Origin of the sequence: Streptomyces sp. Z26 (assembly GCF_003665095.1) — a bacterium.
Taxonomy (GTDB): domain Bacteria; phylum Actinomycetota; class Actinomycetes; order Streptomycetales; family Streptomycetaceae; genus Streptomyces; species Streptomyces phytohabitans.
The window spans coordinates 1,373,792-1,394,271 of sequence record NZ_RCHV01000002.1 but is presented as its reverse complement, the minus strand read 5'-3'; the positions used below and the strand labels follow the sequence as shown (position 1 = coordinate 1,394,271).

Below are 20,480 nucleotides of genomic sequence, written 5' to 3'. Positions count from 1 at the left end.
CCCGGGGGCACCGCGCGTGCGGACGTACGGGCGTGCGGCCTACGGGCGTACGGGCGCGGGCCCCGGCGTATGCCGTCCGGCGCCCCGCGCGGCCTGGCAGGATGAACAGGTGCGCTACCGCTTCTCCGTGCTGGGGACCACGCAGGCCATCCGTACGGACGGCACCACGGTGCCGCTCGGCGGCGCGCGCCTGCGCGCGCTGCTGACCGCGCTGGCGGTCGCGGACGGCGGCACGGTGGGCACGGGCGCGCTGGTCGCCTCGGTGTGGGGACCCGGCGAGGACCCGCCGGGCGACGCGCCCGCCGCCCTCCAGGCCCTGGTCGGGCGGTTGCGCCGGGCCCTCGGCCGGGAGGCCGTGGCGTCGGGGACCGGCGGGTACCGGCTGGTGGCCGACCGCGACGACATCGACCTCTTCCGCTTCGAGCGGCTGGCCGCCGAGGGCGCCCGCGCGCTGGCCGACGGCGACCCGCACAAGGCCGCCGAGCGACTGGACGCGGCGCTCGCCCTCTGGCGCGGGCCCGTCTGCGCGGACCTACCCGACGGCGGCGACGCCACCGGCGTACGCGCCCGCGCCCGGCACCTCGCCGCGCGCCGGGACCGGCTGGCCGCCGAATGCGCGCTCGGCCGCGCCGAGGAGGCGCTGCCCGCGCTGCGCGAACTCGCCGCCGCCCACCCGCTGGACGAGCCGCTGCACGCGCTGCGCCTGCGGGCGCTGCGCGACGCGGGGCGCCCGGCGGAGGCCCTGGCGGCCTACGAGGAGGTACGGGCCGTGCTGGCCGATCGCCTCGGCACCGACCCGGGGGCCGAACTCCGTTCGCTGCACGCGGAGTTGCTGCGGCCCGGCGACGGGCCGGACGAGCCGCGCTCGCCCCGTACGCCGGACGCGACCCGTACGCCCGACGCGCACCCCGCCACCCGTCCCCGTACGCCCGCCCCCGCCCGTACCGCGCCCGCCCCCGCCCGTACGCCCGCCGCCGGGAACCTGCGCTCCCGGCTCACCTCCTTCGTCGGCCGCGAGACGGACCTCGACGCCCTCCGCGCCGACCTGGACGGCGCCCGGCTCGTGACGCTCCTCGGCCCCGGCGGCGCGGGCAAGACGCGGCTCTCGCAGGAGGCCGCCGAGTCCGTCGCCGACCACTGGCCCGACGGGGTGTGGCTGGCCGAACTCGCCCCCGTACGCGACCCGGACACCGTCGCCGAGACCGTCCTGACCGCCCTCGGCGGGCGCGAGACGGTGCTGCGCGGCAGCCCGGCTGAGGGGCTGCGGGCCGCCGTCGACCCGCACGCCTCCGACCCGCTCGGCCAGCTCGCGGAGCGCTGCGCGAGCCGCCGCATGCTGCTCGTGCTGGACAACTGCGAGCACGTGATCGACGCCGCCGCGACTCTCGCCGAGACGCTGCTGCTGGAGTGCCCGCAGGTCACCGTGCTGGCGACCAGCCGGGAGCCGCTGGGGGTGCCGGGGGAGTGCGTACGGCCGGTGGAGCCGCTGCCCGCGCCCGTGGCGCTGCGGCTGCTGGCCGACCGGGGAGCGGCGGCGCAGCCGGGCTTCCGGATCGAGGCCGACCCGGAGGCGTGCGCCGAGATCTGCCGCAGGCTGGACGGGCTGCCGTTGGCCATCGAACTGGCCGCCGCGCGGCTCCGTTCGCTCACCCCGAGGCAGCTCGCGGACCGGCTGGACGACCGGTTCCGGCTGCTGACGGGCGGCAGCCGCACCGTGCTGCCGCGGCAGCAGGCGCTGCGTGCCGTCGTCGACTGGTCCTGGGACCTGCTGGACGCGGCGGAGCACGCCGTGCTGCGGCGCCTTTCCGTGTTCTCTGGCGGCTGCCGTCTCGACCAGGCGGAGGCCGTCTGCGCGGACGGTGGCGTCGGCGGTACGGCGGACCCGCCCGCGCCCGTGGCGCCAGCGGTCCTCCCGCGCGACGTGGCCGCCCTGCTGGGTGCACTTGTCGACAAGTCGTTGGTCGTCGCGGCCCCGTCCGGCCCGGACGGCATGCACTACCGCCTGCTGGAGACCGTCGCGGAGTACGCCGCCGAACGCCTCGACGAGGCGGCCGAACGGGCCGCGGTGGAACGGCGCCACCTCGTCACGTACCGCGAACTCGCCCGCACCGGCGACCCGTTGCTCCGCGGCCCCGCCCAACGCGAGTGGCTGGAACGGCTGGAGGATGACCACGACAACCTCCGCACCGCCCTCCGCCGCGCCGTCGCCGCGCGCGACGAGCACGAGGCGCTGTGCCTGGTGCTGTCGCTGTACTGGTTCTGGGAGCTGCGCGGACACAGCTCCGACGCCGTGACGTGGACGAAGGCGGCCTCCGACCTCGGCCCCGACCCGTTCGGCACCCCCGGCGTACGCGCCCCCTCCCTGGCCGAACGCTGCACCGTCGCACCCCCGCCCATGGCGCCGGAGATGCTCGCCGAGGCCCGGCGGCAGGTGTGGATCATCCACTTCGCCGCCGCCCAACCCCCCGCCGCCTGGACCGACACCGACGAGGGCCGCGCGCGGCTGCGGGCCCTCGCGGACGCGTACCGCCCCGGCCAGCCGCAGGTGTGCCGCCCGCCCGCCTCGGCCTGGTTCTTCGCCATGCTCCTGCTGGGGGACCCGGTGGACCTCGGCGAGGTCCTCGACGCCGGGGTGCGCGGCTGCCGGGACACCGGCAGCGACTGGGAGCTGGCGATGATGCTCCACATGCGCTGCCGGATGCTCAACGAACTCCCCGGCACCTTCGACCGGAGCGTCCGGGACGCCGAGGAGAGCCTCGCGCTCTTCACCCGCCTCGGTGACCGGTGGGGTGTCGCGGAGGCCCTGGCCGTACGGGGTGAGGCGTACGAGCGGCGCGGACGGCTGGCCGAGGCCGCCGGGGACTACCGCCGGGCCGCCGGTGTCGCGCGCGAACTGGGCGCGGAGGCCCAGGTCCCGGTGCTACGGGCCCGGTTGGCGATGGTCCTGGTGGAGGGCGGCGACGACTCGGTACCGGAGGAGGGCGAGGACGGCGAACGCATGCTGCGCGAGGCCATCGGCATGAGCGAGGGACTGGGCGGCGACACCGTCCACTTCCCGCGCGTCGGGCTCGTGCTGATGCTGGGCCGCGAGGGCCGGATCGACGAGGCGCGGGCGGAACTCGCCGCGCTGCGCGACTCGTGCGAGCAGTGGGTGCCGTCCTTCTTCCGCGACATGATCGAGGGCATCGACGGCTACCTGGACGTGCGCGCGGGTGAACCGCGCGCCGGGCTCGACAAGTTGTGCCGGGCGCTCGCGGGCAGCCGCTCCGACCCGCTGACGCGGATCGTCGCCCCGCAGCTCATCGTCTGGTGGCTGGCCACCGTCGCCGAGGCCGTGTCCGGGCTGGGGCGGCCGGAGGCGGCGGCGCGCCTGCTGGGCGCGTACGACACCCGCCGCGCGGACCACGGGCACGTGCCGGTCAGCCCGCGCGAGTGCGCGGAGCGCGCCGGGCGCGCGGCCCGTGCCGCTCTGGGCGACACCGCGTACGCGCGGCTGCACGCCGAGGGCGGGCGCCTCGGCGCGGACGAGGCGACGGCCCTGGCGTGCGCGGCGCACGACCCGGAACGGGGCGCGGGCCGGACGGCGTGAGCGGGTACGGGCGCTGAGCTCGCCCCGGGCGCCCGGCCCGACCCCCGTACGGGCCCCGATCCCGCCGCCGGTACGCCCCCCGCCGCCCGTACGTCCGCCCGCTCAGGTCTTCCGGCGGAACTGCGCGATCGCGATCGGCGCGGTGACCGCCGTCAGCCCCACCGACCAGACGACCGTCCACAGCACCGGAGCGGCCACCGCGCCCTCACCGAGCATCAGCCCGCGCGACGCGTCGGCCACGTGCGTCAGCGGGTTGACGTCGGTGAACGCCTTCAGCCAGCCCGGCATCGTGCCCGTGGGCACGAAGACCGACGAGCCGAACTGGAGCGGCATCATCACCAGCATCGAGATGCCCTGCACGGCCTGCGCCGTCCGCATCGTCAGCCCGACCACCATGAAGATCCACACCAGCGACGCGCCGAACAGCGTCGTCAGCCCGACCCCCGCGAGCATCCCGGCCCAGCGGCCGTCGATGTCCAGGCCCACCATGAAGCCCACGGTCAGCAGCACCACGATGGCCACCAGCATCCGGCCGACCTCGACGACGCACTTGGCGACCAGCACCGACGAGCGGGCTATGGGCATGGACCGGAAGCGGTCCATCACGCCCTTGCGGAAGTCCTCGTTGATGCCGGTGCCGACGGCCATGGAGATGTTCAGGCCCATCATGGCCATCATGCCGGGCAGCAGGTAGTTGGTGTACGCGTCCCGGTCGCCGCCCGCCCCTCCGCCGCCGATCGCGCCGCCGAAGACGTAGACGAACAGCAGCGTGAAGATGATGGGCATCATCAGCACGTCCATCATCGACTCGGGGTCGTGCTTGATCTGGAGGGCGTTGCGCCGCACCAACGCGCCGATGTGCCGCAGGTTGTTGCGCAGGCCGATCCGGCCCTCGTCCGCGACCCCCTCCGGGGGCGTACGGTCCTTCGCCGGGGACTCGGCGGAGACGGGGGACTCCGGCGACTCGGTGGTGGTGCTCATGCCGCGACCTCCTCGGTCTCGTTCTCCCCGGCCAGGTGTGTGGCCTTCTGGCCGGTGATCGCCAGGAACACCTCGTCCAGGCTGGGCAGGTGGGTGGAGAGGTCCGTGAGCGCGATGCCCCGTTCGGCCAACAGGCCCACGACGGCAGTCAGTTGCTCGTCGCTGATGATCGGCACGGCCACGACGCCGCGCTTCTCGTCGGCCGTGGCCCCCGCCGTACCGTCGAGTCCGGCCTGCGCGAGCGCGCCGACCACGCGGTGCACCTCGCCCCGGTCCGCCGGGCGGATCTCCAGCGTCCGGCCGCCCACCCGCGCCTTCAGCTCCGCCACCCGCCCCTCGGCGATCACCTTGCCCTGGTCGAACACGACCAGCTCGCCCGCGAGTTGTTCGGCCTCCTCCATGTACTGCGTGGTGAGCAGCACCGTGTTCCCGTCGGCCACGATGTGCTTGATCTCCGTCCAGACCTCGTTGCGCGTACGCGGGTCCAGGCCCGTCGTCGGCTCGTCCAGGAAGAGGACCCGGGGGTTCCCGATCATGGAGGCGGCCAGGTCGAGGCGGCGCCGCATCCCGCCCGAGTACTTCATCACCGGCTTCTTCGCCGCGTCCGTCAGCGAGAACCGCTCCAGCATGTCGTCGGCGCGCTTGCGGGCGGCGGGGCGCGGGAGGTCGAGGAGCCGCCCGATCATGTAGAGGTTCTCCCAGCCCGACAGCTTCTCGTCCACCGAGGCGTACTGCCCGGTCAGGCCGATCGTCCGGCGCAGCTGCCGGGGCTGCCGCACCACGTCGTAACCGGCGACGGTGGCCGTGCCCGCGTCGGGCCGCAGCAGGGTGGAGAGGATGCGTACGAGGGTCGTCTTGCCCGCGCCGTTCGGCCCGAGCACACCCATCACGGTGCCCTCGCGCACGTCGAGATCGATGCCGTCCACGGCCCTGGTGTCGCCGAAGTGCTTCACCAGGCCGCGGACCTCCACGGCGTTCCGGCCGTGGTCCGTGGTGTCCTGTCGCGTCATGACTCCAAGGTGCCACCCGCCACCGACAGAGCCCCGACATCCCACCGACAGCGACCGTAGGGGCGGCACGGCGGTGCGGGGCGTACGTGTCAGCGGTGTTCAGGGGGTGCGGTCGTTGGTGGTGCGGGTGGTGCGGGTGGTGCGGCGGGGGATGTTCCAGTCGTCGAGTTTGTCGGCGAGCCAGGCGGGGTTGACGCGGTATTCGCGGGCGAGTCGGGCGAGGGACTCGCCGTTGGTATAGCGGGTGATGACGTGGTGGCGGTTGGTGAGGAGGGTGGTGCGGGCGGCGCGTACTTCGGTGGGGGTGCGGGTGGTGGTGCGGCGGCCGCGGAAGACGTGTGCGGGGGGACGGTGGCGGGCTTGGGCGATGGCGTGGAGGGGTGGGGGGAGTGCGTTCCATTCGTGGAGTCGGCGGCGGAGCCAGGTGCGGGAGACGCCGTAGGTGGCGGCGATGCGGGTGAGGGGTTCGGCTGCCTCGTAGCGGGTGATGATCGTGGCCTTGTCGGCGCGGGCGGCGGCGAACACGGCGGCGCGGGCGCGTCGTCGGGACGGTGCGGGGTCGGTCATGGGGGTTCCGTCTGGTGTGCGTGGAGGAGTTCGAGGAGGTCGAGTGCGGCCAGTGCCATGCGCCGTAGCTGCCCTCGGTCCGCCGTGAACTCTCCGGTGGGTGGTTGGCAGTTGAGGTTTCGGGCGCGGTGGGTGGCGGTGTGGAGGGCGGGGGTGGGGCGGCGGTGTCCGGCGATGTTGACGAGCTGGTCGAGCATCCGGGCCAGGCGGTGGATCCGGTGGTCCAGTGCGGGGCCGGTGTGGGGCTCGCGTCCGCGTCGGTGCTTGGGGTGCCAGGTGGTGGGTCCGTCGCAGAGGATCGCGTCCAGGTCGTCGTAGAGGTCGTCGTCGTGGAGGAACGCCTCGTGGAGGCGGACGAGTAGGTGCGCCATCGTCTGGCTGCCGGTGTCCGCGACCATGGTGGGCCCGCTCACGACGGAGGCTCCTCGTCGCCGGGTTCACGCGTGTACTCGCCCTCGTCGGGGCGGACTTCGGCCCAGACGTCCTTTCCGGTGGGTGTGGCCCGTACGCCCCAGTCGTGGGCGACGCAGCTGAGCAGCCACATGCCGCGGCCGTTCTCGGAGAGCCAGTCGGGCTGGTACACGCGGGGCGGGGCCGGGCTGGTGTCGCTGACCGTGAGACGTACCCCGTGGGGCGTCTCCTCCAGCAACAGGACACACTCGCCACCCGTGTGACGGTGCACGTTCGCCAGCAACTCCGTCGCGCACAGGACGGCGGAAGCGGCGATCCCGCTCCTGCCCCAGTCGACGAGCCGAGCGGTCAGGGTACGGCGTACGCGGGCGAACTCCCGTGGATCAGCTACGAGTTCCTGCCGGTACCGCCGGTTCTCTGCTACCGCCATGACATCCATGGCTCCTCCAGCGCCACACCTGTTGGGGTCGGCGCATAGCAGTGGTCAACACCCCGTACACGCACGGGTGCTGTCGGACACAGGCAAGAGTGTGGGTCTCGTGCGCTCACTTAGGCAATGTTTCGTACGCAGCAACCACACGAACGAATGAATTGGCATATGCGAGTTGCCTGTCGGGCTCGCGCGCGGGCATCATGCCGCCATGGCCCAAGCCGACATGCCCACGATGCGCAGTCGCCGACTCGGCAACGAGCTGCGCCGCCTCCGTTCCGAGGCCGAACTCACCACGCAGGACGCCGCCGACACCCTGGAGTGCGGCAAGCCGAAGATCAGCCAGATCGAGAACGGCAAGCGCGGCATACGTCAGCTGGACCTGACCCTGCTGCTGGACCTGTACGGCGTCACCGACGACACGTACCGCGTCAACCTGAAGCGCCTCGCCAAGGACATCCACCGGGTGGACTGGTGGAGCGGCCAAGCGCCGTTGCTGCACGACGCGTTGCGGGACTACCTGACGCTGGAGTCCGACTCGCATCTGATGCGTGCCTACGAACCCAAGGTGCTGCCCGGCCTGCTCCAGACCGAGGACTACATGCGAGCGGTCTTCGTGGGTGCGGGCGAGGACCCCGAGAGAACCGAACAACTCATCCAGATCCGACTGAAGCGACAGGAACTCCTCAAGAACTCAAGGGACTTCCGTCTGCGGACGGTCATCGACGCGCCAGCGCTCCACCGCATCCATGGTGGCTCCGAGCTGATCGTCGAGCAGCTGAACCACTTGCTTCAGGTCGGTAAGCGGAGCAACATCCACATCCAGGTGCTTCCGCTGGAGGCACCGCTGCCCATGGAGCAGTACGGCCCCTTCGCCATCCTCAACGTCGAGGGCGAACCCCCAGTCGAACTCGTCTGGTTGGAGCACATCACGGGTGGTACTTTGCTGGAGCAGCGGCCGGATGTTCAGGTGTACTCCAAGACATGGGAAGAGCTGACAGCCGCCGCGCTGTCCCTCTCTGCGTCGCAGCAGTACATCCGTGATCTCATCGAAGAAAGTGGACCATGACTCTGGAGTCCGCGTCCGGTACCCCTGACGGCGAACTGTCGGGTGCGTCCTGGCACAAGAGCAGCTACAGCGGTAGCAACAACAACTGCGTGGAACGGGGGCAGCTCCGCACCGGCCGTCAGGCCGTGCGTGACACCGCTGACCGCGCCCGTGGTGCTCTCGTGTTCGAGGCGGAGGCGTGGACGGAGTTCGTCGGCAGCGTGCGTGACGGCCGACTCTGAGACTGGCGGAAACCGCGCCCTGCGCCCTGGACTTCCGGGGTGCGGGGCGTTTCTCATGAGCTGAGCGGCACCTCAACTCAGCGAGGAGGGCGGAGCATGACTCAGGACTCCGTGTCCGGCACCCCTGACGGCGAACTGTCGGGTGCGTCCTGGCACAAGAGCAGCTACAGCGGCAGCAACAACGATTGCGTGGAACGCGGCCGTCTCCGCACCGGCCGCCAAGCCGTACGTGACACCACGAACCACACCCGCGGCACCCTCGTCTTCCACGCGGAGGCGTGGACGGAGTTCGTCGGCAGCGTGCGTGACGGCCGACTCTGAGACTGGCGGAAACCGCGCCCTGCGCCCTGGACTTCCGGGGTGCGGGGCGTTTCTCATGGGCGGAGCGGCACCTCAACTCAGCGAGGAGGGCGGAGCATGACTCAGGACTCCGTGTCCGGCACCCCTGACGGCGAACTGTCGGGCGCGTCCTGGCACAAGAGCAGCTACAGCGGTGCCGACAACGGCTGCGTGGAACGGGGCCGACTCCGCTCCGGCCGCCAAGCCGTACGCGACACCACGGACCACACCCGCGGCACCCTCGTCTTCCCCGCGGAAGCGTGGTCGCACTTCCTCACCCACATCCCCCCGCCCCCGCCTGATTGACGCTTCGGTTCGCTCCTACCGCACCATCAACTGAGAGCGTCGGCCCCGGTGATCTCCTGCACCAGCAGGTTCAGCGGTTCCACGAGGTCAGGGTGGTCGCCGCGTGACGCGCTCTGGAGCAGCTCGGTGGCCACGATCAGCAGCGCGGTCCGGCCCGAGGCCGAGTCGAGAACGTGGGCGAACTCGTTACGGATGCGGGCAGCGGTGGCGGGGGCGAGCAGGCTGTAGGCGTACAGGAGCGCCGGGTCGTATCCGGCCGGGCCGATGCCCCAGCCCTCCCAGTCCAGCAGTACGGGCCCGTCGACGGTGAGGTTGGCGAAGTGGAGGTCGCCGTGGACGGTGACCCATTCGGTCACCTGCGGCGCCGGGTGGCCGGTGAAGCGCGGCACGGCCCGGTCTGCGTACTCCTGCCGGACCGCGACCCGGTCGGTGCGGGCGGTGGCGAGCTGGGCCAGGTCGGTGCGCAGCCGCGCCCACCAGGTATCCGGCAGGTTCAGCTCCTCGCGCAGCACCGGGCTGGCGGAGCAGGTGGGGGAGTCGACGAAGGCGGTCAGCTCCGTACGGTAGGCGTACGCGCCGTCGGTCTTGTCGTACACCCCGTACAGCACCGGCTTGTGTACGGAGGCCGGGACGGCTTCGGTCGCGGCGGCCGTGCCTTCCCAGAGCTTCCCGCCGGCCTGCTCGGCGGGGGCGGCCGACAACCGCAGCCAGCACGCCCCGTGCTGGGGGTGCTCGGCGGCGCGGGAGAGGGTGCGCCCGTGCCAGCCCCACAGCTTCTCGCCGCGCGGGGTGGCGCCGAGCGCCGTTGCGGCCCTGCCGTGCGCGGCCGTGAGCCGCTGCTGATCAGCAGTGGCCGGGGGCGGCGAGTACATCCAGGACGCTCCGCAGTCTCGAAGGCGGTATCGGGTCCTCGGCCAGGACGCCGAGGGCAGCTTCCCAGTGTGCCGCCTTCACCCCGCACCCACCTGACAGCGAGGATCAGCCATGGCATCGCCCGGAACGAGGACGGACACGTAGTGACTGACGCTCGCAGCGCCGCATGGGACACCTACTCGCAGAGCAAGCCTCAGCGCCGGAGGACCAACGCCCGGGGCGAGGTCACGTGGTTCAACTGGAGCCAGTACCCGGATCACGGGCCCGGGGCGGACGTGCTCAAGCTCAAGCCGGGAGACAGGGCGCTCGACCTCGGGTGCGGGTCCGGTGGGAACGCCGCTCACCTCGCCACCCTCGGCATGAAGTCCGTCGGGATCGACCTCTCCGCCCGGCAACTCGACAAGGCACGCGAGCGCTGGCCGGGCGTGGACGGGATGGACCTCCACCAGGCCGACGCGCTGACCTACCTCGGAGACACGCGCTCGATGTTCGACGCGGTCTACAGCGTCTTCGGCGCCGCCTGGTTCACCGACCCCGCCTTGCTGTTGCCGCTCGTCCACGCGCACCTCAAGACCGGTGGAGTGTTCGCGTTCTCCCAACGGCCCCCGGTCGAAGGGTGTTACGGCTGCCAGGCGTCGTACATCCCGCGCGGCCCTGACGAGGACCCCGCCATCGTCAAACGGTGGGACCACGAGCCCGACGCGTGGGTGCTGATCCTCCACGAGCACGGCTTCGTCGACGTGTCCGCGTCCGTACTCGCCCCACCCCCGGGCAAACGACGCACGGGTACGTTGCTCGTCCGGTGCGTACGGGGGCCGAACGGGGCCTGACGAGGCGCCCGTCCGTGCGTCAAGTCGCGGGCCGGGCGGCCCCGTTCATCAGTGCCCGTCGCCGCCCAGCGCGGCCCGTACGGCGGAAGGGCCCGTGAAGTCCTTCGCGAGGGCGTCCATGACGATCTCGTCGCAGACCTCACCGAGCCAGTACCCGGCCTCGCGCAGCGCCCCGACCCGCTGGAACCCGGCCTTCTCGTACGCGCGGACGCCCGCGCCGTTCGGGGCGAGGACCTTGAGCCAGACCATCCGGAGGTTGGTGACGTGGAAGGCGTAGTCGAGGGTGAGCCGGGTGGCTGCCGTGCCGAGGCCGCGACCTCGGGCTTCGGGCGCGAGCATGATCACGTACTCGGCGGTCCGTACGGAGTGGTCCGGCAGGAGCGTGGTGACGCCGACGGGTGTCGGAGTGCCGTCGCTCAGGGCGTAGACGGTGAACCGGACGTTCTCGCCGCGTAGTTGGTGGGCCATGCCCTCCGTGCGGGCTTCGAGGGACTCGGGGCTCTGGCGGCCGTAGCCCACGAGGAGGGCGGGGTCCTGTTCCCAGCGCCAGTATGTCTCGACCAGGTCGGCGCGGTAGGGGCCGAGCCCGCAGGCGTCGGTGCTGATCCACAGCGTCGGTTCAGAGGTGGTGCCGATGACGGCCTCCAATGGTGAGGGCGGGCGTATACGTGAGTGTCGAGGCGGGCTCGGCAACGGGGGTGCCGTTCTCAGTTTCCACCCAGGCGTGCAGGCGGATGGGGTCCGGCGCGACGCCGTGGCACCACGTGACGGACAGGCGCCGGGCGGCAAGGAGGACAACAGCGGCTGCGGATTCTTCCAGACAGGCAGTACGGACAGGGGAGTACCAACACGCATGGCGTACAGCGAGCACGGCGGCCGTCGCTTGAGCTGGAGTAGCCGATAGGCGACATGTTGACACTGCGGTGTTCAACGCGCCGATGATGCGCCGCATGGCGTACCTCTTGGGACCGGAGCTCTTCACGGCGAGGACGGATGCCAACGCTGTAGCGGCAGTGAGGGAACCGTGGTCGCGCGGAGTTCGAGGCCGATTCGTTCCGGCGGGATGTTCGGCACCTCCCCAACTCGGAGCCGCAGGAGAAGCCGCCACGGGTGCGGCCCAAGGGGTCGCGGTGGGCGTCGGAGTGAGGAATCCGGAGGTCAGGAGCTGCGCTGCGAGGGTGGTGTTCATGGTGTTCAGTCGGCCGGTGCGAGCTGTTGCCGTCCACTGCAACGCGGCCGCCGGAAAGAGGCACTGGACATGCTGGGACCGGTAGTTGATCAGGACGAGGACGTGCCCGAAGTCCAAGGCTCGTACCTCGCGCGGGGCGGTGACACATCGAGGCAGGTCAAGCATGGGGACGCTCCGGGGGTCGAGTAGTCCATGCCGGTCCAGGGGTGGCGTGGTGGGCGTGGAGCCATGCCTCGGCGCTCAGGGCTTGTTCGACCGTAGCCAGGGGCATCGGAATGCCGAGGGCGGCTTGGCGGAGGTGGCTGCGGAAGCGGGCCGGTTCGAGGAGTCCGAGGCCGGAGAGATGGCCGTCAGCCAGGGCCATGAGTGCGGGCAGGTTGGCGCGCATTCCGGCGTAATGGTCGGCGTTGAAGCTGCCCTTGGTGGTGCGTCGGACGACGGCATCCGGCAGCAGGTGCCGCATCGTGTGACCGAGAACAGGTTTGTAGGAGTGGACTGTCGGGCGGTGTTCGAGGGAGGTGCGCAGGATGGAGTCGATGACGAGTGGGTCGAGGAAGGGGTTGCGCAGGTTGGTGCCGTAGGCGGCGGCGAGTTCGGTGTCGGCGGCAGCGGTGCGGGCGACTTCGCGGATCTCGTCGATCAGGACGCGCACTGACATGTCGAGGCCGGGCAGAGAGTCCGCTGTACTGGTCGCCTCGTCTGCCGCGTCGAGTAGCAGTCGTCGGGCCGTGGGTGTCGCCCAGTCGGGCAGCGGCAGGAGCGCGAACCAGGAGACATTGCCGCAGTTCTCGCTCCGACCTCCGTCGGCGAGAGCGCGGGTCAGCTCCTGGAACCCACTGTGACGGCTGCTGCGTGCCACTGTCACGGCATCGTGCAGAAGCGGGAGAACCGAGGTGTGCCGCAGCCGTGCCCAGCCGAGGCTTTCGTGCACCGCGCGTCGCCACTTGCGGTGGCGTACAAGGTCGGCCAGGTGCACGGGCGGCTGAAACAGGACGCTGTCACCGCCGTCCCCGGTCAAGTGGGTCTGGCTGCCCAGACGTTGACGCATCCAGTGGAGCTGCCGCGCCAAGCGGGCATGGGCGAGCGTCGAAGGTGCGGGCTCCCCTGTCGGAGGGACGCCGGTGATCTCGGTGTAGGGCAGATGCTCGGCAGTGAGGGGTAGGAGATGGTGGTGGATCCGGCGGCTGTGCACGGCGGCGGCCAAGCGGGCGTACCGCAGATCCGCCCCGTTCTCATCGCCGTCAGGGTGAATCGTGATCGCGTTGAGGCGGTGGGGCTCGGGCAGGCTGACTGCGGCGAGAACGGCGACGCTGGTGGAGTCCAGCCCTCCGGACAGGTCGCACGACAGGTTCGGGGCACCGTTCACCCGCAGTGCCACCGACTCGGTCAACGCCGCACGCAGGCGGTGGTGTGGCTCACCGGCAACCGGATCGGGCCGCCACCGTACGGCGACCCGCAACCGACCACCGTCGGCAGGCAACTCGACCCGGCTGCCAGGGGCCAGTTGCTCGATGCCGGTGAAGAAGGTCCTCGCACCTGCCAGAGCCGGGACCGACGGTGCGAGTACGGAGCAGGCGAGTCGCTGTACGTCGATGGATGCCTCGGTGAGGCGGGCGAGTACTCGCGCGGAGGTGGACCATGCCCAACCGCCTTGCCACCGCGTCGCATAAACAGGCAGCGCGGCTGCTGGGTCGGTGTACAGCACAGTGCGGTCCGGGCGCTCTTCGACGATCGCGTAGACACCGGGCCAGCGCCAGGTGATGTCGGGGGGCAGCTCGGTATCGGACCATCGGCCCCACTCGAAGTCGGTGGCCCCACACTCGCCCAGGACCACAAAACGCCGTTGCCCGGGGCCTGCTGCCGTCCGACGAGCCGGGGCACGCCCGATCCGCCAGACCGCTGAATCGACGCTGATGTACCGGGCGTTCTCGGGACGCGGACACACCTCTCTTGTGGTGCTGAAGCCTCCGAAAGTCACGATTTCCTCCGGCCGGATCGGGCGGTGCGTGGTGGTGCGGAGGAAGGGCCGCACCACCACGGTGGAAGAATCAGCAGTTGTAGGCGCGGCGCTTGTCCTCGCTGTGGCCTCCGCCTTGTCCTTCGGTCAGGTCGGCGGTGTCGCCGATCTCGACCGGCAGGAGTTCGTCGTCGGATGTGGCAGTCGCAGCGCTCAACGGGTTGTCCATGGTCGTTCCTCTCGGGTTCACCAACGGATGGTCACGTCGCCCGGCCCCCTGTCTGGAGGCTGCGAGCGGCGCAGCTTCAGAACACCGCAGCCTGCCCCTGGAAGCGAGCGCGCTCCCGCCGGTCGCACATCGCTTGCGCGTCACGCACATGACCTCGACGGAAAGTGGCGGACTGGATACCGTAAGTTCGCTTTCGTCTCTTTCCGTCGGGGGTCGCGATGCGCACACACGCACCGAACTGGGACTCTCCCAGGGCGCGGGCACTCATCCAGGCAGGCGACGTCGGCGGCCTGATCCGATGGGCGCGCAATGAGCTGGGTTGGCGACAGGTCGATCTCGGCAAGGCCACCGGGTACTCGGCCTCGGCCGTTTCCCGGTTGGAGACCGCCGATCGAAGCGCCACCGACCTCGACATGATTCGAAACTTCGCGCAGGCCCTGTTCATCCCTGCGGGCGCACTTGCCGCAGTTCTACGCGTAACCTCCGCCCCTCGCACTAAAGTTGCCGTCGTTGTTGGAAGGCACACCGAAGCCGAAGAGGACCCGATGAGGCGCCGTTCCGTGCTGCAAGCCGCGGGCCTCGCTGTCCCGCTCACGGTCCTGAACGGACTTGACGAGTCGCTGGCTCTGCTCCCCAGTCCGACCTCGACGCCGACCACCGCGAGCCTCATGGTCCAGTTCCGGCGCGCGCGTGCCCTCTTCGACGTAGGCGATCACGAACAGCTCATGCTGGCGCTGCCCAACCTTCTCGCCACAGGCCACGCCCGTGTCGAGGATGGCGAGACAGGGGATTACGTGCGACTCGCCGCCTGTTATGACCTTGCCACAGAGGCGCTCGCCAAGATCGGCCGTTACTCGGCCGCGAAGATCACCGCCGACCGGTCCACCATCTTTTCCGACCTGTCGGGTTCACCCCTGGCTGCTGCGGCCTCCGCCCGTGCGTTCAGCATCGTCCTGCGTCACGAGGGCCGAGGTTCGACCGCCCAACGTGTCACCCTTCATGCCGCTGGGAAGGTGGAGGCCACCGGACTGAGCACTCGGGCACAGGCTGCGACCTTCGCGCAGATGCTGTGCACCGTGGCGTACACGGCCGCGCAGGCCGGGGATCGCGACCGCGCCCTGGAGATGATCGGCGCGGCTGAACGCGCGGCGAAGATCCTTCCTGACCGGTCTGACCGTTGGCAGACTTTCAGCGTGACCCCGGCGTCAGTGGCTCTCTACAAGGTGGGCGTGCTGTGGGGGCTTGGCGACGCCGGAGCAGCCGTGCACGCGGGCAAGGATCTGCACCCCGCACAGTTCCCGACTGCCGAGCGGCGAGGTCGACTGCACACGGACATGGCGCGAGCCTGGTGGCAACGGGGCAAGGTTGAGGAGACGGCGGCCGCACTCCTCGCCGCTCATCGGGAGGCGCCCGCTGAAGTCCGTGATCGCCCCAGCATGCGGGTCATCGTCGCTGAACTCACCGAACGTCACCCCCGGGCCGCCAGCGTCCGGCAGTTGGGAGCGGTCGTACGCGCCCGTACCGCCTGACGGCGGACGCCGACGCGCCCAACCCGCCCCGTGCGCCCGCCCGTTCGGCGGGGCGGGGCGGTCCCCACGGGCGTACCCGTGGGGACCGCCCCGGCGCCGGGGGCCTACGTGAAGCTGTGCTCCGGCTGCGGGAAGCCGCCGCCCGTGACGTCGTCCGCGAACGCCTTCGCCGCGCCGCCCAGCGTCTCGCGCAGCGCCGCGTACTGCTTGACGAAGCGCGGCAGCTTGCCCGCCGTGAGGCCCGCCATGTCCGTCCAGACCAGCACCTGCGCGTCGCAGTCGGCGCCCGCGCCGATGCCGACGGTCGGCACCTCCAAGGCGGCGGTGACCTCGGCCGCCAGCGCGGCCGGGACCATCTCCAGCACCACCGCGAACGCGCCCGCCTCCTGCGCGGCCTTCGCGTCGCGGAGCAGTTCGTGGGCGTCCTGCTCGGCGCGGCCCTGTACGCGGTAGCCCATCGCGTTGACGGACTGCGGCGTGAGGCCGAGGTGGGACATCACCGGGATGCCCGCCGAGACGAGCAGTTCGGTCTGGGCCAGTGAACGCTGGCCGCCCTCCAGCTTGATCGCGCCGACGCCCGACTCCTTGACGAGCCGGGTGGCGTTGCGCAGGGCCTGGGTCGGGCCCTCCTGGTACGAGCCGAAGGGCAGGTCCGCGACGACGAGGGACCGCTTGGTGCCCCGTACGACGGCGGCGGAGAGGAACGCCATCTCGTCCATGGTGACGGGCACGGTGGTGTCGTAGCCGAGGTGGCAGTTGCCCATGGAGTCGCCGACGAGGAGCACCGGGATGCCGGACTCGTCGAAGACGGAGGCGGTCATCGCGTCGTACGCGGTGAGCATGGGCCACTTCTCGCCGCGTGCCTTGGCGGCGGCCAGGTCGCGGATGGTGACGCGGCGGTTGCGGGCGCCGCCGTAGAGGGACTTGGGGGAGGACTGGGCTCCGGCGTCCGTCGCGGGGGTGTCCGCGGCGGGGGCGCTCGGCTGAGCGCCGGCGGGGGTCTGGGCAGGCGTCATCGCTCTGGCTCCTGTGGGTCGTCGTCTCGAGGCGCCCTTACGGCGTCCCCGGATCTCCCGTCCATGCTGGCACGACCGGGAGCCGCGCGGAAGGCCCGTCCCCGCCCTCCCGGTGCCCGTATCCGTGGACCCCGGAACGTCGCCCCGACGACGGTCCCGGAGCCCCTTGACCGTCCCTTTACGATACGAGACGCCCCCGTATCGAAACGGGTCTACGCTGGGCCGTATGAGTGCTTCCGTCTCCGGGGCCCCGTCCCCGGCCGTACCCGAGGCCGTACACCGGCGCCGCTGGGCCATCCTCGGCGTGCTGATGTTCAGCGTGCTGATCGTCGTCCTCGACAACTCCATCCTCAACGTCGCGATGAAGACCATCGCCCAGCCCGCCCCGACCGGCCTGGGCGCCGGGCAGAGCGAGCTGGAGTGGGCGATCAACTCGTACACGCTGGTCTTCGCCGGGCTGCTGTTCACCGCCGGGCTGCTGGGCGACCGGATCGGCCGCAAGAAGGTCCTCCTCTTCGGCATGCTCGTCTTCGGCCTCGGCTCCGTGCTCGCCGCGATCTCCGACTCCCCGGCCGAACTCATCGGCTTCCGCGCCCTGATGGGCCTCGGTGGCGCCTTCGTGATGCCCGCCACGCTCGCCATCCTCATGAACGTCTTCGAGCGCGAGGAGCAGGCCAAGGCCATCGGCATATGGGCGGGCGCCGTGGGGCTCGCCATCGCCGTCGGTCCGATCACCGGGGGCGTACTGCTGGAGCACTACTGGTGGGGCTCGGTCTTCCTGGTCAACGTGCCGATCGTGGTCGTCGCCGTGATCGCCATGGCCGTCCTCGTCCCCGATTCGCGCGACCCGGCGCCCGGCCGTGTCGATCCGACCGGCGTGCTGCTGTCCGTGGCGGGGCTGGTGCTGCTCGTGTACGGGATCATCAAGGGCGGCCAGCTCGCGGACTTCACGGACCCCGAGGTGCTCGCCACCGCCGGAGCGGGGCTGGCGCTGCTCACCGCGTTCGTGCTGCACGAGAAGCGCAGCGACCATCCCGCCCTGGACATGGGCTACTTCCGCGACCCCGCCTTCTCGGCCGCCGTCGCCGCCATCGCGCTGGTCTTCTTCGCGCTGATGGGCGTCACGTTCTTCAGCGTCTTCTACATGCAGAGCGTCCGTGGCTACTCGCCGCTCACCGCCGGGCTGTTGCTGCTGCCGCTCGCCGTCGCGCAGATGATCTTCGCGCCGCGCGCGCGGCTGGTCGTGGAACGGTTCGGGGCCAAGGCGGTGTGCGCCACCGGGCTGACGCTGGTCGGTCTGGCGATGTCCGCCTTCGTCCTCCTCGACCAGGACACGCCCCTGTGGGTGCTGGAGGTCATCTACTTCGTGATGGGTTCCGCGATGGCGCACGTCATGCCGCCCGCGACGGTGTCGATCATGCAGGCGCTGCCGCGCGAGAAGGCCGGTTCGGGCTCGGCGGTCAACAACACGTTCCGGCAGGTGGGCGGTTCGCTGGGGGTCGCCGTACTGGGGTCGCTGCTGTCCGCCACGTACCGCTCCGGCATCGAGGACGACCTGCGACGGGTGCCGCCGGAGGCGCGGCACGCGGCGGGCGAGTCGATCGAGGGCACGCTCGCCGTCGCGGACCGGCTCGGCCCGGCGGGCCGTGTGCTGGTCGATCCGGCGAAGGCCGCGTTCATCGACGCGATGCACGTCACCGTGCTGGGCGCGGCCGGGGTGGCGCTCGTCGGCGCGCTGGTCGTGGCGATCTGGCTGCCGGGGAAGCCCGCCGAGAAGGCGACCGGACCCGGCGGGCCGGGCGGGCCCGGCGGAGCCGGTGACCCGGACGGCGCCGGGGGCGGCGACCGGGCGGCGGCGGGCCGGGGCGGCGGTACGCCGTGACCGCGCGGGACGTACGGCCGGAGGGGTCGGGGCAGCGCGGCGACCCGGGGGAGGCGCGCGTGCCCGCGCCCGCCCCGGCGCCCGGCGCGGGAGCCCCCGGCGCGCGCCGGGGCCGCCCCCGCAACGCCGCCGCCGACACGGCGATCATCGAGGCCGTACTGCGGCTGCTGGAGGAGGGGGCGAGCGTCGACGCCCTCTCCATCGAGGGCATCGCCCGTACCGCCGGGGTCGGCAAGGCCACCGTCTACCGCCGGTGGCCCGGCAAGGACGCGCTCCTGCTCGACGTGATGCGGACCCTCGACGAGCCGGTGGCCGCGCCACTCGGCGCGTCCGTACGCGACGACCTCGTCGCCCTGCTGGAACAGCTGCGCCGACGCGGCCTGGCCAAGCGCGACTCGGTGCTGATGCGCACGATGATCAGCCACCTGCGCAGCCACCCGGAGCTGTGGCGCGAGTACCACGACACGGTGATCGAGGCGCGCAGGCGGGCGCTGTACGACGTGCTGCGGCGCGGGGTGGCCGCCGGTGAACTCCGGGATGACATCGGGATCGAGCTGCTGGGCGAGCTGTTCACCGGGCCGATGCTCGTCCGCGCGATCCTGCACGAGGGCCGGGACCTGCCCGAGGGGCTGGCCGAGCGGATCGTGGACGGCGTGCTGCGCGGCGTCGCCACGGGCGCGGGGGCGCGTACGGGCGGACCGGGCGCGCGTACGACCGGCCCCGGCGCGTCCACCGGCGGCCCGGGGGAGCCCGCGGCCCCCGTGTGACCTGCGGGATGTGCGGGTTCTGTCACAGCCGCCCCGACCGTACGGGCCCGCCGGAACCCGTCGTGCCGCGCCGTTCGTCCTGCACTGGGTACGGACTGGAGGGGCCCGGCGTCCCGAACCGCACGAATCGTGCGGTTTACCGGCTTCGCGGTGATCGCCCGCGGTCGCCTATGGTTCCCTCAGTCAGCTGCACGGTGATTGAGGACGGCGCATGGCACGGGTGTTCACCGCGGAAGCCGCGGATTCTGTCGACGGTCGCCCCGCACGTCCCCGCGGATCGGCGGAACGGCTGCGGCGGGCGTTCGGCGGCTGGGGCGGCGAGGACAGGTGGCGGCGCGGCTGGGTGCTGGCCGCCGTCGCGCTGGCCCTCGGCCTGGCGCTCGCGTTGCACGCGGAGGTCCCCAACGCGGTCGGCAACCTCGGTTCGTTGTGGGAGACGTTCCTGCCCTGGGGCGGGTTGCTCGTCCCGGTGCTGCTGGTCTGCGCCGTGGTCCGCCGCTCCGTACCGGCGCTCGTCGCGCTGCTGGTCCCGACGCTCGTCTGGATGGACCTCTTCGGCGGCCTGGTGTCCGACCGGGGCGGCCCCCGTGGGGACTTCACCGTCGTCACCCACAACGTCAACGCGGAGAACGCCGACCCCGTCGGCACCGCGCACCAGCTCGTCGGCTCCCGCGCCGACGTCATCGCGCTGGAGGAGGTCACGAGCGGCCGGGTCGGGGTGTACGCGAGGGAACTCGCGGAGGCGTACCCGTACCACGAGGTCCAGGGCACCGTCGGCGTCTGGAGCCGCTACCCGCTGAAGGACTCCGCGCACGTCGACATCGGCCTCGGCTGGAAGCGCGCGCTGCGCACGACGGTGGCGACGCCGCAGGGGGACGTGGCGGTGTACGCGGCCCATCTCCCGTCCGTACGCGTGCAGTTCCGGTCCGGCTTCACGGCCGGGCAGCGGGACGACAGCGCGGAGCTGCTGGGGCGGAGCATCGACGCGGACCCCGTACGCCGGGTGGTGCTGCTCGGGGACCTCAACGGCACGATGAACGACCGCGCGCTGGCGCCCGTCACCGCGCAGCTGCGTTCCACGCAGGGCGCGAGCGGGGACGGGATGGGCTTCAGCTGGCCCGCGTCGTTCCCGATGGCGCGCATCGACCAGATCATGGTGCGGGGGATGGACCCCACGTCGTCGTGGACGATGGACGCGACGGGCAGCGACCACCTGCCGGTGGCCGCGTCGATGGACCTCTGAGCCACCCGTAGGCCCCCTCGGGCCGCGCTCCGCGAAGAGTTC

The 20,480-nt window shown here is 71.8% G+C and carries 21 protein-coding genes; 10 read left to right on the top strand and 11 right to left on the bottom strand.

Annotated features, from left to right (window positions below):
* Positions 1-109: 109 nt before the first annotated feature.
* Positions 110-3,589 (top strand): BTAD domain-containing putative transcriptional regulator, encoded by a 3,480-nt coding sequence (locus D7M15_RS06115; RefSeq protein ID WP_240649151.1) that lies wholly within the window; start codon positions 110-112, stop codon positions 3,587-3,589.
* Between the two features lie 102 nt (positions 3,590-3,691).
* Here the strand turns inward: D7M15_RS06115 and D7M15_RS06110 are convergent, their stop codons facing one another.
* The 5 genes from D7M15_RS06110 to D7M15_RS06090 all read right to left on the bottom strand — a co-directional run bounded on the left by D7M15_RS06110 (position 3,692) and on the right by D7M15_RS06090 (position 6,988).
* Positions 3,692-4,570 (bottom strand): ABC transporter permease, encoded by an 879-nt coding sequence (locus D7M15_RS06110; protein WP_121516561.1) that lies wholly within the window; start codon positions 4,568-4,570, stop codon positions 3,692-3,694.
* Positions 4,567-5,580 (bottom strand): ATP-binding cassette domain-containing protein, encoded by a 1,014-nt coding sequence (locus D7M15_RS06105; protein WP_121516560.1) that lies wholly within the window; start codon positions 5,578-5,580, stop codon positions 4,567-4,569. The genes D7M15_RS06110 and D7M15_RS06105 overlap by 4 nt, the downstream gene beginning before the upstream one ends.
* Positions 5,581-5,679: 99 nt before the next feature.
* Entirely contained in the window at positions 5,680-6,147 is a 468-nt protein-coding gene (locus tag D7M15_RS06100; protein ID WP_121516559.1) for a hypothetical protein, read from the bottom strand.
* A complete protein-coding gene (locus D7M15_RS06095; RefSeq protein ID WP_121516558.1) occupies positions 6,144-6,560 on the bottom strand; it encodes a hypothetical protein in 417 nt (138 codons plus the stop codon). Before D7M15_RS06095 ends, D7M15_RS06100 begins: the two co-directional genes overlap by 4 nt.
* A complete protein-coding gene (locus tag D7M15_RS06090) occupies positions 6,557-6,988 on the bottom strand; it encodes an ATP-binding protein (RefSeq protein ID WP_240649150.1) in 432 nt (143 codons plus the stop codon). The genes D7M15_RS06095 and D7M15_RS06090 overlap by 4 nt, the downstream gene beginning before the upstream one ends.
* Before the next feature lie 211 nt (positions 6,989-7,199).
* On the opposite strand from D7M15_RS06090, the gene D7M15_RS06085 reads away from it, so the two are divergent.
* From D7M15_RS06085 to D7M15_RS06070, 4 genes are all read left to right on the top strand, one after another.
* On the top strand, positions 7,200-8,057 hold the full coding sequence (locus tag D7M15_RS06085) for a helix-turn-helix transcriptional regulator (protein WP_121520291.1): 858 nt from the start codon (positions 7,200-7,202) through the stop codon (positions 8,055-8,057).
* Positions 8,054-8,278: a DUF397 domain-containing protein gene (locus tag D7M15_RS06080; protein WP_121516556.1), complete on the top strand. Its 225-nt coding sequence runs from the start codon at positions 8,054-8,056 to the stop codon at positions 8,276-8,278. Before D7M15_RS06085 ends, D7M15_RS06080 begins: the two co-directional genes overlap by 4 nt.
* Positions 8,279-8,374: 96 nt before the next feature.
* Positions 8,375-8,599, top strand: coding sequence for a DUF397 domain-containing protein (locus tag D7M15_RS06075; RefSeq protein ID WP_121516555.1), 225 nt, complete (start codon positions 8,375-8,377; stop codon positions 8,597-8,599).
* Between the two features lie 96 nt (positions 8,600-8,695).
* On the top strand, positions 8,696-8,923 hold the full coding sequence (locus D7M15_RS06070) for a DUF397 domain-containing protein (RefSeq protein ID WP_121516554.1): 228 nt from the start codon (positions 8,696-8,698) through the stop codon (positions 8,921-8,923).
* A gap of 26 nt (positions 8,924-8,949) precedes the next feature.
* Here the strand turns inward: D7M15_RS06070 and D7M15_RS06065 are convergent, their stop codons facing one another.
* On the bottom strand, positions 8,950-9,795 hold the full coding sequence (locus D7M15_RS06065; protein ID WP_121516553.1) for a phosphotransferase: 846 nt from the start codon (positions 9,793-9,795) through the stop codon (positions 8,950-8,952).
* Between the two features lie 144 nt (positions 9,796-9,939).
* On the opposite strand from D7M15_RS06065, the gene D7M15_RS06060 reads away from it, so the two are divergent.
* Complete coding sequence (locus D7M15_RS06060) at positions 9,940-10,626, top strand: class I SAM-dependent methyltransferase (RefSeq protein WP_121516552.1); 687 nt, start codon at positions 9,940-9,942, stop codon at positions 10,624-10,626.
* Between the two features lie 48 nt (positions 10,627-10,674).
* Here the strand turns inward: D7M15_RS06060 and D7M15_RS06055 are convergent, their stop codons facing one another.
* From D7M15_RS06055 to D7M15_RS06040, 4 genes are all read right to left on the bottom strand, one after another.
* Positions 10,675-11,274, bottom strand: coding sequence for a GNAT family protein (locus D7M15_RS06055; RefSeq protein WP_121516551.1), 600 nt, complete (start codon positions 11,272-11,274; stop codon positions 10,675-10,677).
* The gene (locus D7M15_RS06050; RefSeq protein WP_240649585.1) at positions 11,246-11,815 is read right to left on the bottom strand and encodes a lasso peptide biosynthesis B2 protein; all 570 of its coding nucleotides are present in this window, start codon (positions 11,813-11,815) and stop codon (positions 11,246-11,248) included. Before D7M15_RS06050 ends, D7M15_RS06055 begins: the two co-directional genes overlap by 29 nt.
* A gap of 157 nt (positions 11,816-11,972) precedes the next feature.
* Positions 11,973-13,853 (bottom strand): albusnodin/ikarugamycin family macrolactam cyclase, encoded by a 1,881-nt coding sequence (locus D7M15_RS06045; protein ID WP_240649149.1) that lies wholly within the window; start codon positions 13,851-13,853, stop codon positions 11,973-11,975.
* A 10-nt stretch (positions 13,854-13,863) separates the two neighbouring features.
* Positions 13,864-13,989 (bottom strand): albusnodin family lasso peptide, encoded by a 126-nt coding sequence (locus tag D7M15_RS06040; protein WP_276314436.1) that lies wholly within the window; start codon positions 13,987-13,989, stop codon positions 13,864-13,866.
* Between the two features lie 230 nt (positions 13,990-14,219).
* On the opposite strand from D7M15_RS06040, the gene D7M15_RS06035 reads away from it, so the two are divergent.
* Positions 14,220-15,530, top strand: coding sequence for a helix-turn-helix transcriptional regulator (locus tag D7M15_RS06035; protein ID WP_121516548.1), 1,311 nt, complete (start codon positions 14,220-14,222; stop codon positions 15,528-15,530).
* 104 nt (positions 15,531-15,634) lie between these two features.
* Here the strand turns inward: D7M15_RS06035 and panB are convergent, their stop codons facing one another.
* The gene (gene panB / locus D7M15_RS06030; RefSeq protein ID WP_121516547.1) at positions 15,635-16,546 is read right to left on the bottom strand and encodes a 3-methyl-2-oxobutanoate hydroxymethyltransferase; all 912 of its coding nucleotides are present in this window, start codon (positions 16,544-16,546) and stop codon (positions 15,635-15,637) included.
* A gap of 226 nt (positions 16,547-16,772) precedes the next feature.
* Between panB and D7M15_RS06025 the strand changes: the two genes are divergently transcribed.
* The 3 genes from D7M15_RS06025 (at position 16,773) to D7M15_RS06015 (ending at position 20,438) form a co-directional block, all read left to right on the top strand.
* On the top strand, positions 16,773-18,428 hold the full coding sequence (locus D7M15_RS06025) for an MFS transporter (RefSeq protein WP_121516546.1): 1,656 nt from the start codon (positions 16,773-16,775) through the stop codon (positions 18,426-18,428).
* Positions 18,429-18,487: 59 nt separating this feature from the next.
* On the top strand, positions 18,488-19,195 hold the full coding sequence (locus D7M15_RS06020) for a TetR/AcrR family transcriptional regulator (RefSeq protein ID WP_121520287.1): 708 nt from the start codon (positions 18,488-18,490) through the stop codon (positions 19,193-19,195).
* A gap of 211 nt (positions 19,196-19,406) precedes the next feature.
* Positions 19,407-20,438, top strand: a complete 1,032-nt coding sequence (locus D7M15_RS06015) for an endonuclease/exonuclease/phosphatase family protein (RefSeq protein WP_121516545.1) — start codon at positions 19,407-19,409, stop codon at positions 20,436-20,438.
* Positions 20,439-20,480 lie beyond the last annotated feature (42 nt).

Coding starts and splice junctions, on each gene's coding strand:
- D7M15_RS06110 (WP_121516561.1), bottom strand. CDS start 4,570: ATGAGCACCACCACCGAGTCGCCGGAGTCCCCCGTCTCCGCCGAGTCC.
- D7M15_RS06105 (WP_121516560.1), bottom strand. CDS start 5,580: ATGACGCGACAGGACACCACGGACCACGGCCGGAACGCCGTGGAGGTC.
- D7M15_RS06100 (WP_121516559.1), bottom strand. CDS start 6,147: ATGACCGACCCCGCACCGTCCCGACGACGCGCCCGCGCCGCCGTGTTC.
- D7M15_RS06090 (WP_240649150.1), bottom strand. CDS start 6,988: ATGGCGGTAGCAGAGAACCGGCGGTACCGGCAGGAACTCGTAGCTGAT.
- D7M15_RS06085 (WP_121520291.1), top strand. CDS start 7,200: ATGGCCCAAGCCGACATGCCCACGATGCGCAGTCGCCGACTCGGCAAC.
- D7M15_RS06080 (WP_121516556.1), top strand. CDS start 8,054: ATGACTCTGGAGTCCGCGTCCGGTACCCCTGACGGCGAACTGTCGGGT.
- D7M15_RS06075 (WP_121516555.1), top strand. CDS start 8,375: ATGACTCAGGACTCCGTGTCCGGCACCCCTGACGGCGAACTGTCGGGT.
- D7M15_RS06070 (WP_121516554.1), top strand. CDS start 8,696: ATGACTCAGGACTCCGTGTCCGGCACCCCTGACGGCGAACTGTCGGGC.
- D7M15_RS06065 (WP_121516553.1), bottom strand. CDS start 9,795: ATGTACTCGCCGCCCCCGGCCACTGCTGATCAGCAGCGGCTCACGGCC.
- D7M15_RS06050 (WP_240649585.1), bottom strand. CDS start 11,815: ATGAACACCACCCTCGCAGCGCAGCTCCTGACCTCCGGATTCCTCACT.
- D7M15_RS06035 (WP_121516548.1), top strand. CDS start 14,220: ATGCGCACACACGCACCGAACTGGGACTCTCCCAGGGCGCGGGCACTC.
- panB (WP_121516547.1), bottom strand. CDS start 16,546: ATGACGCCTGCCCAGACCCCCGCCGGCGCTCAGCCGAGCGCCCCCGCC.
- D7M15_RS06025 (WP_121516546.1), top strand. CDS start 16,773: ATGAGTGCTTCCGTCTCCGGGGCCCCGTCCCCGGCCGTACCCGAGGCC.
- D7M15_RS06015 (WP_121516545.1), top strand. CDS start 19,407: ATGGCACGGGTGTTCACCGCGGAAGCCGCGGATTCTGTCGACGGTCGC.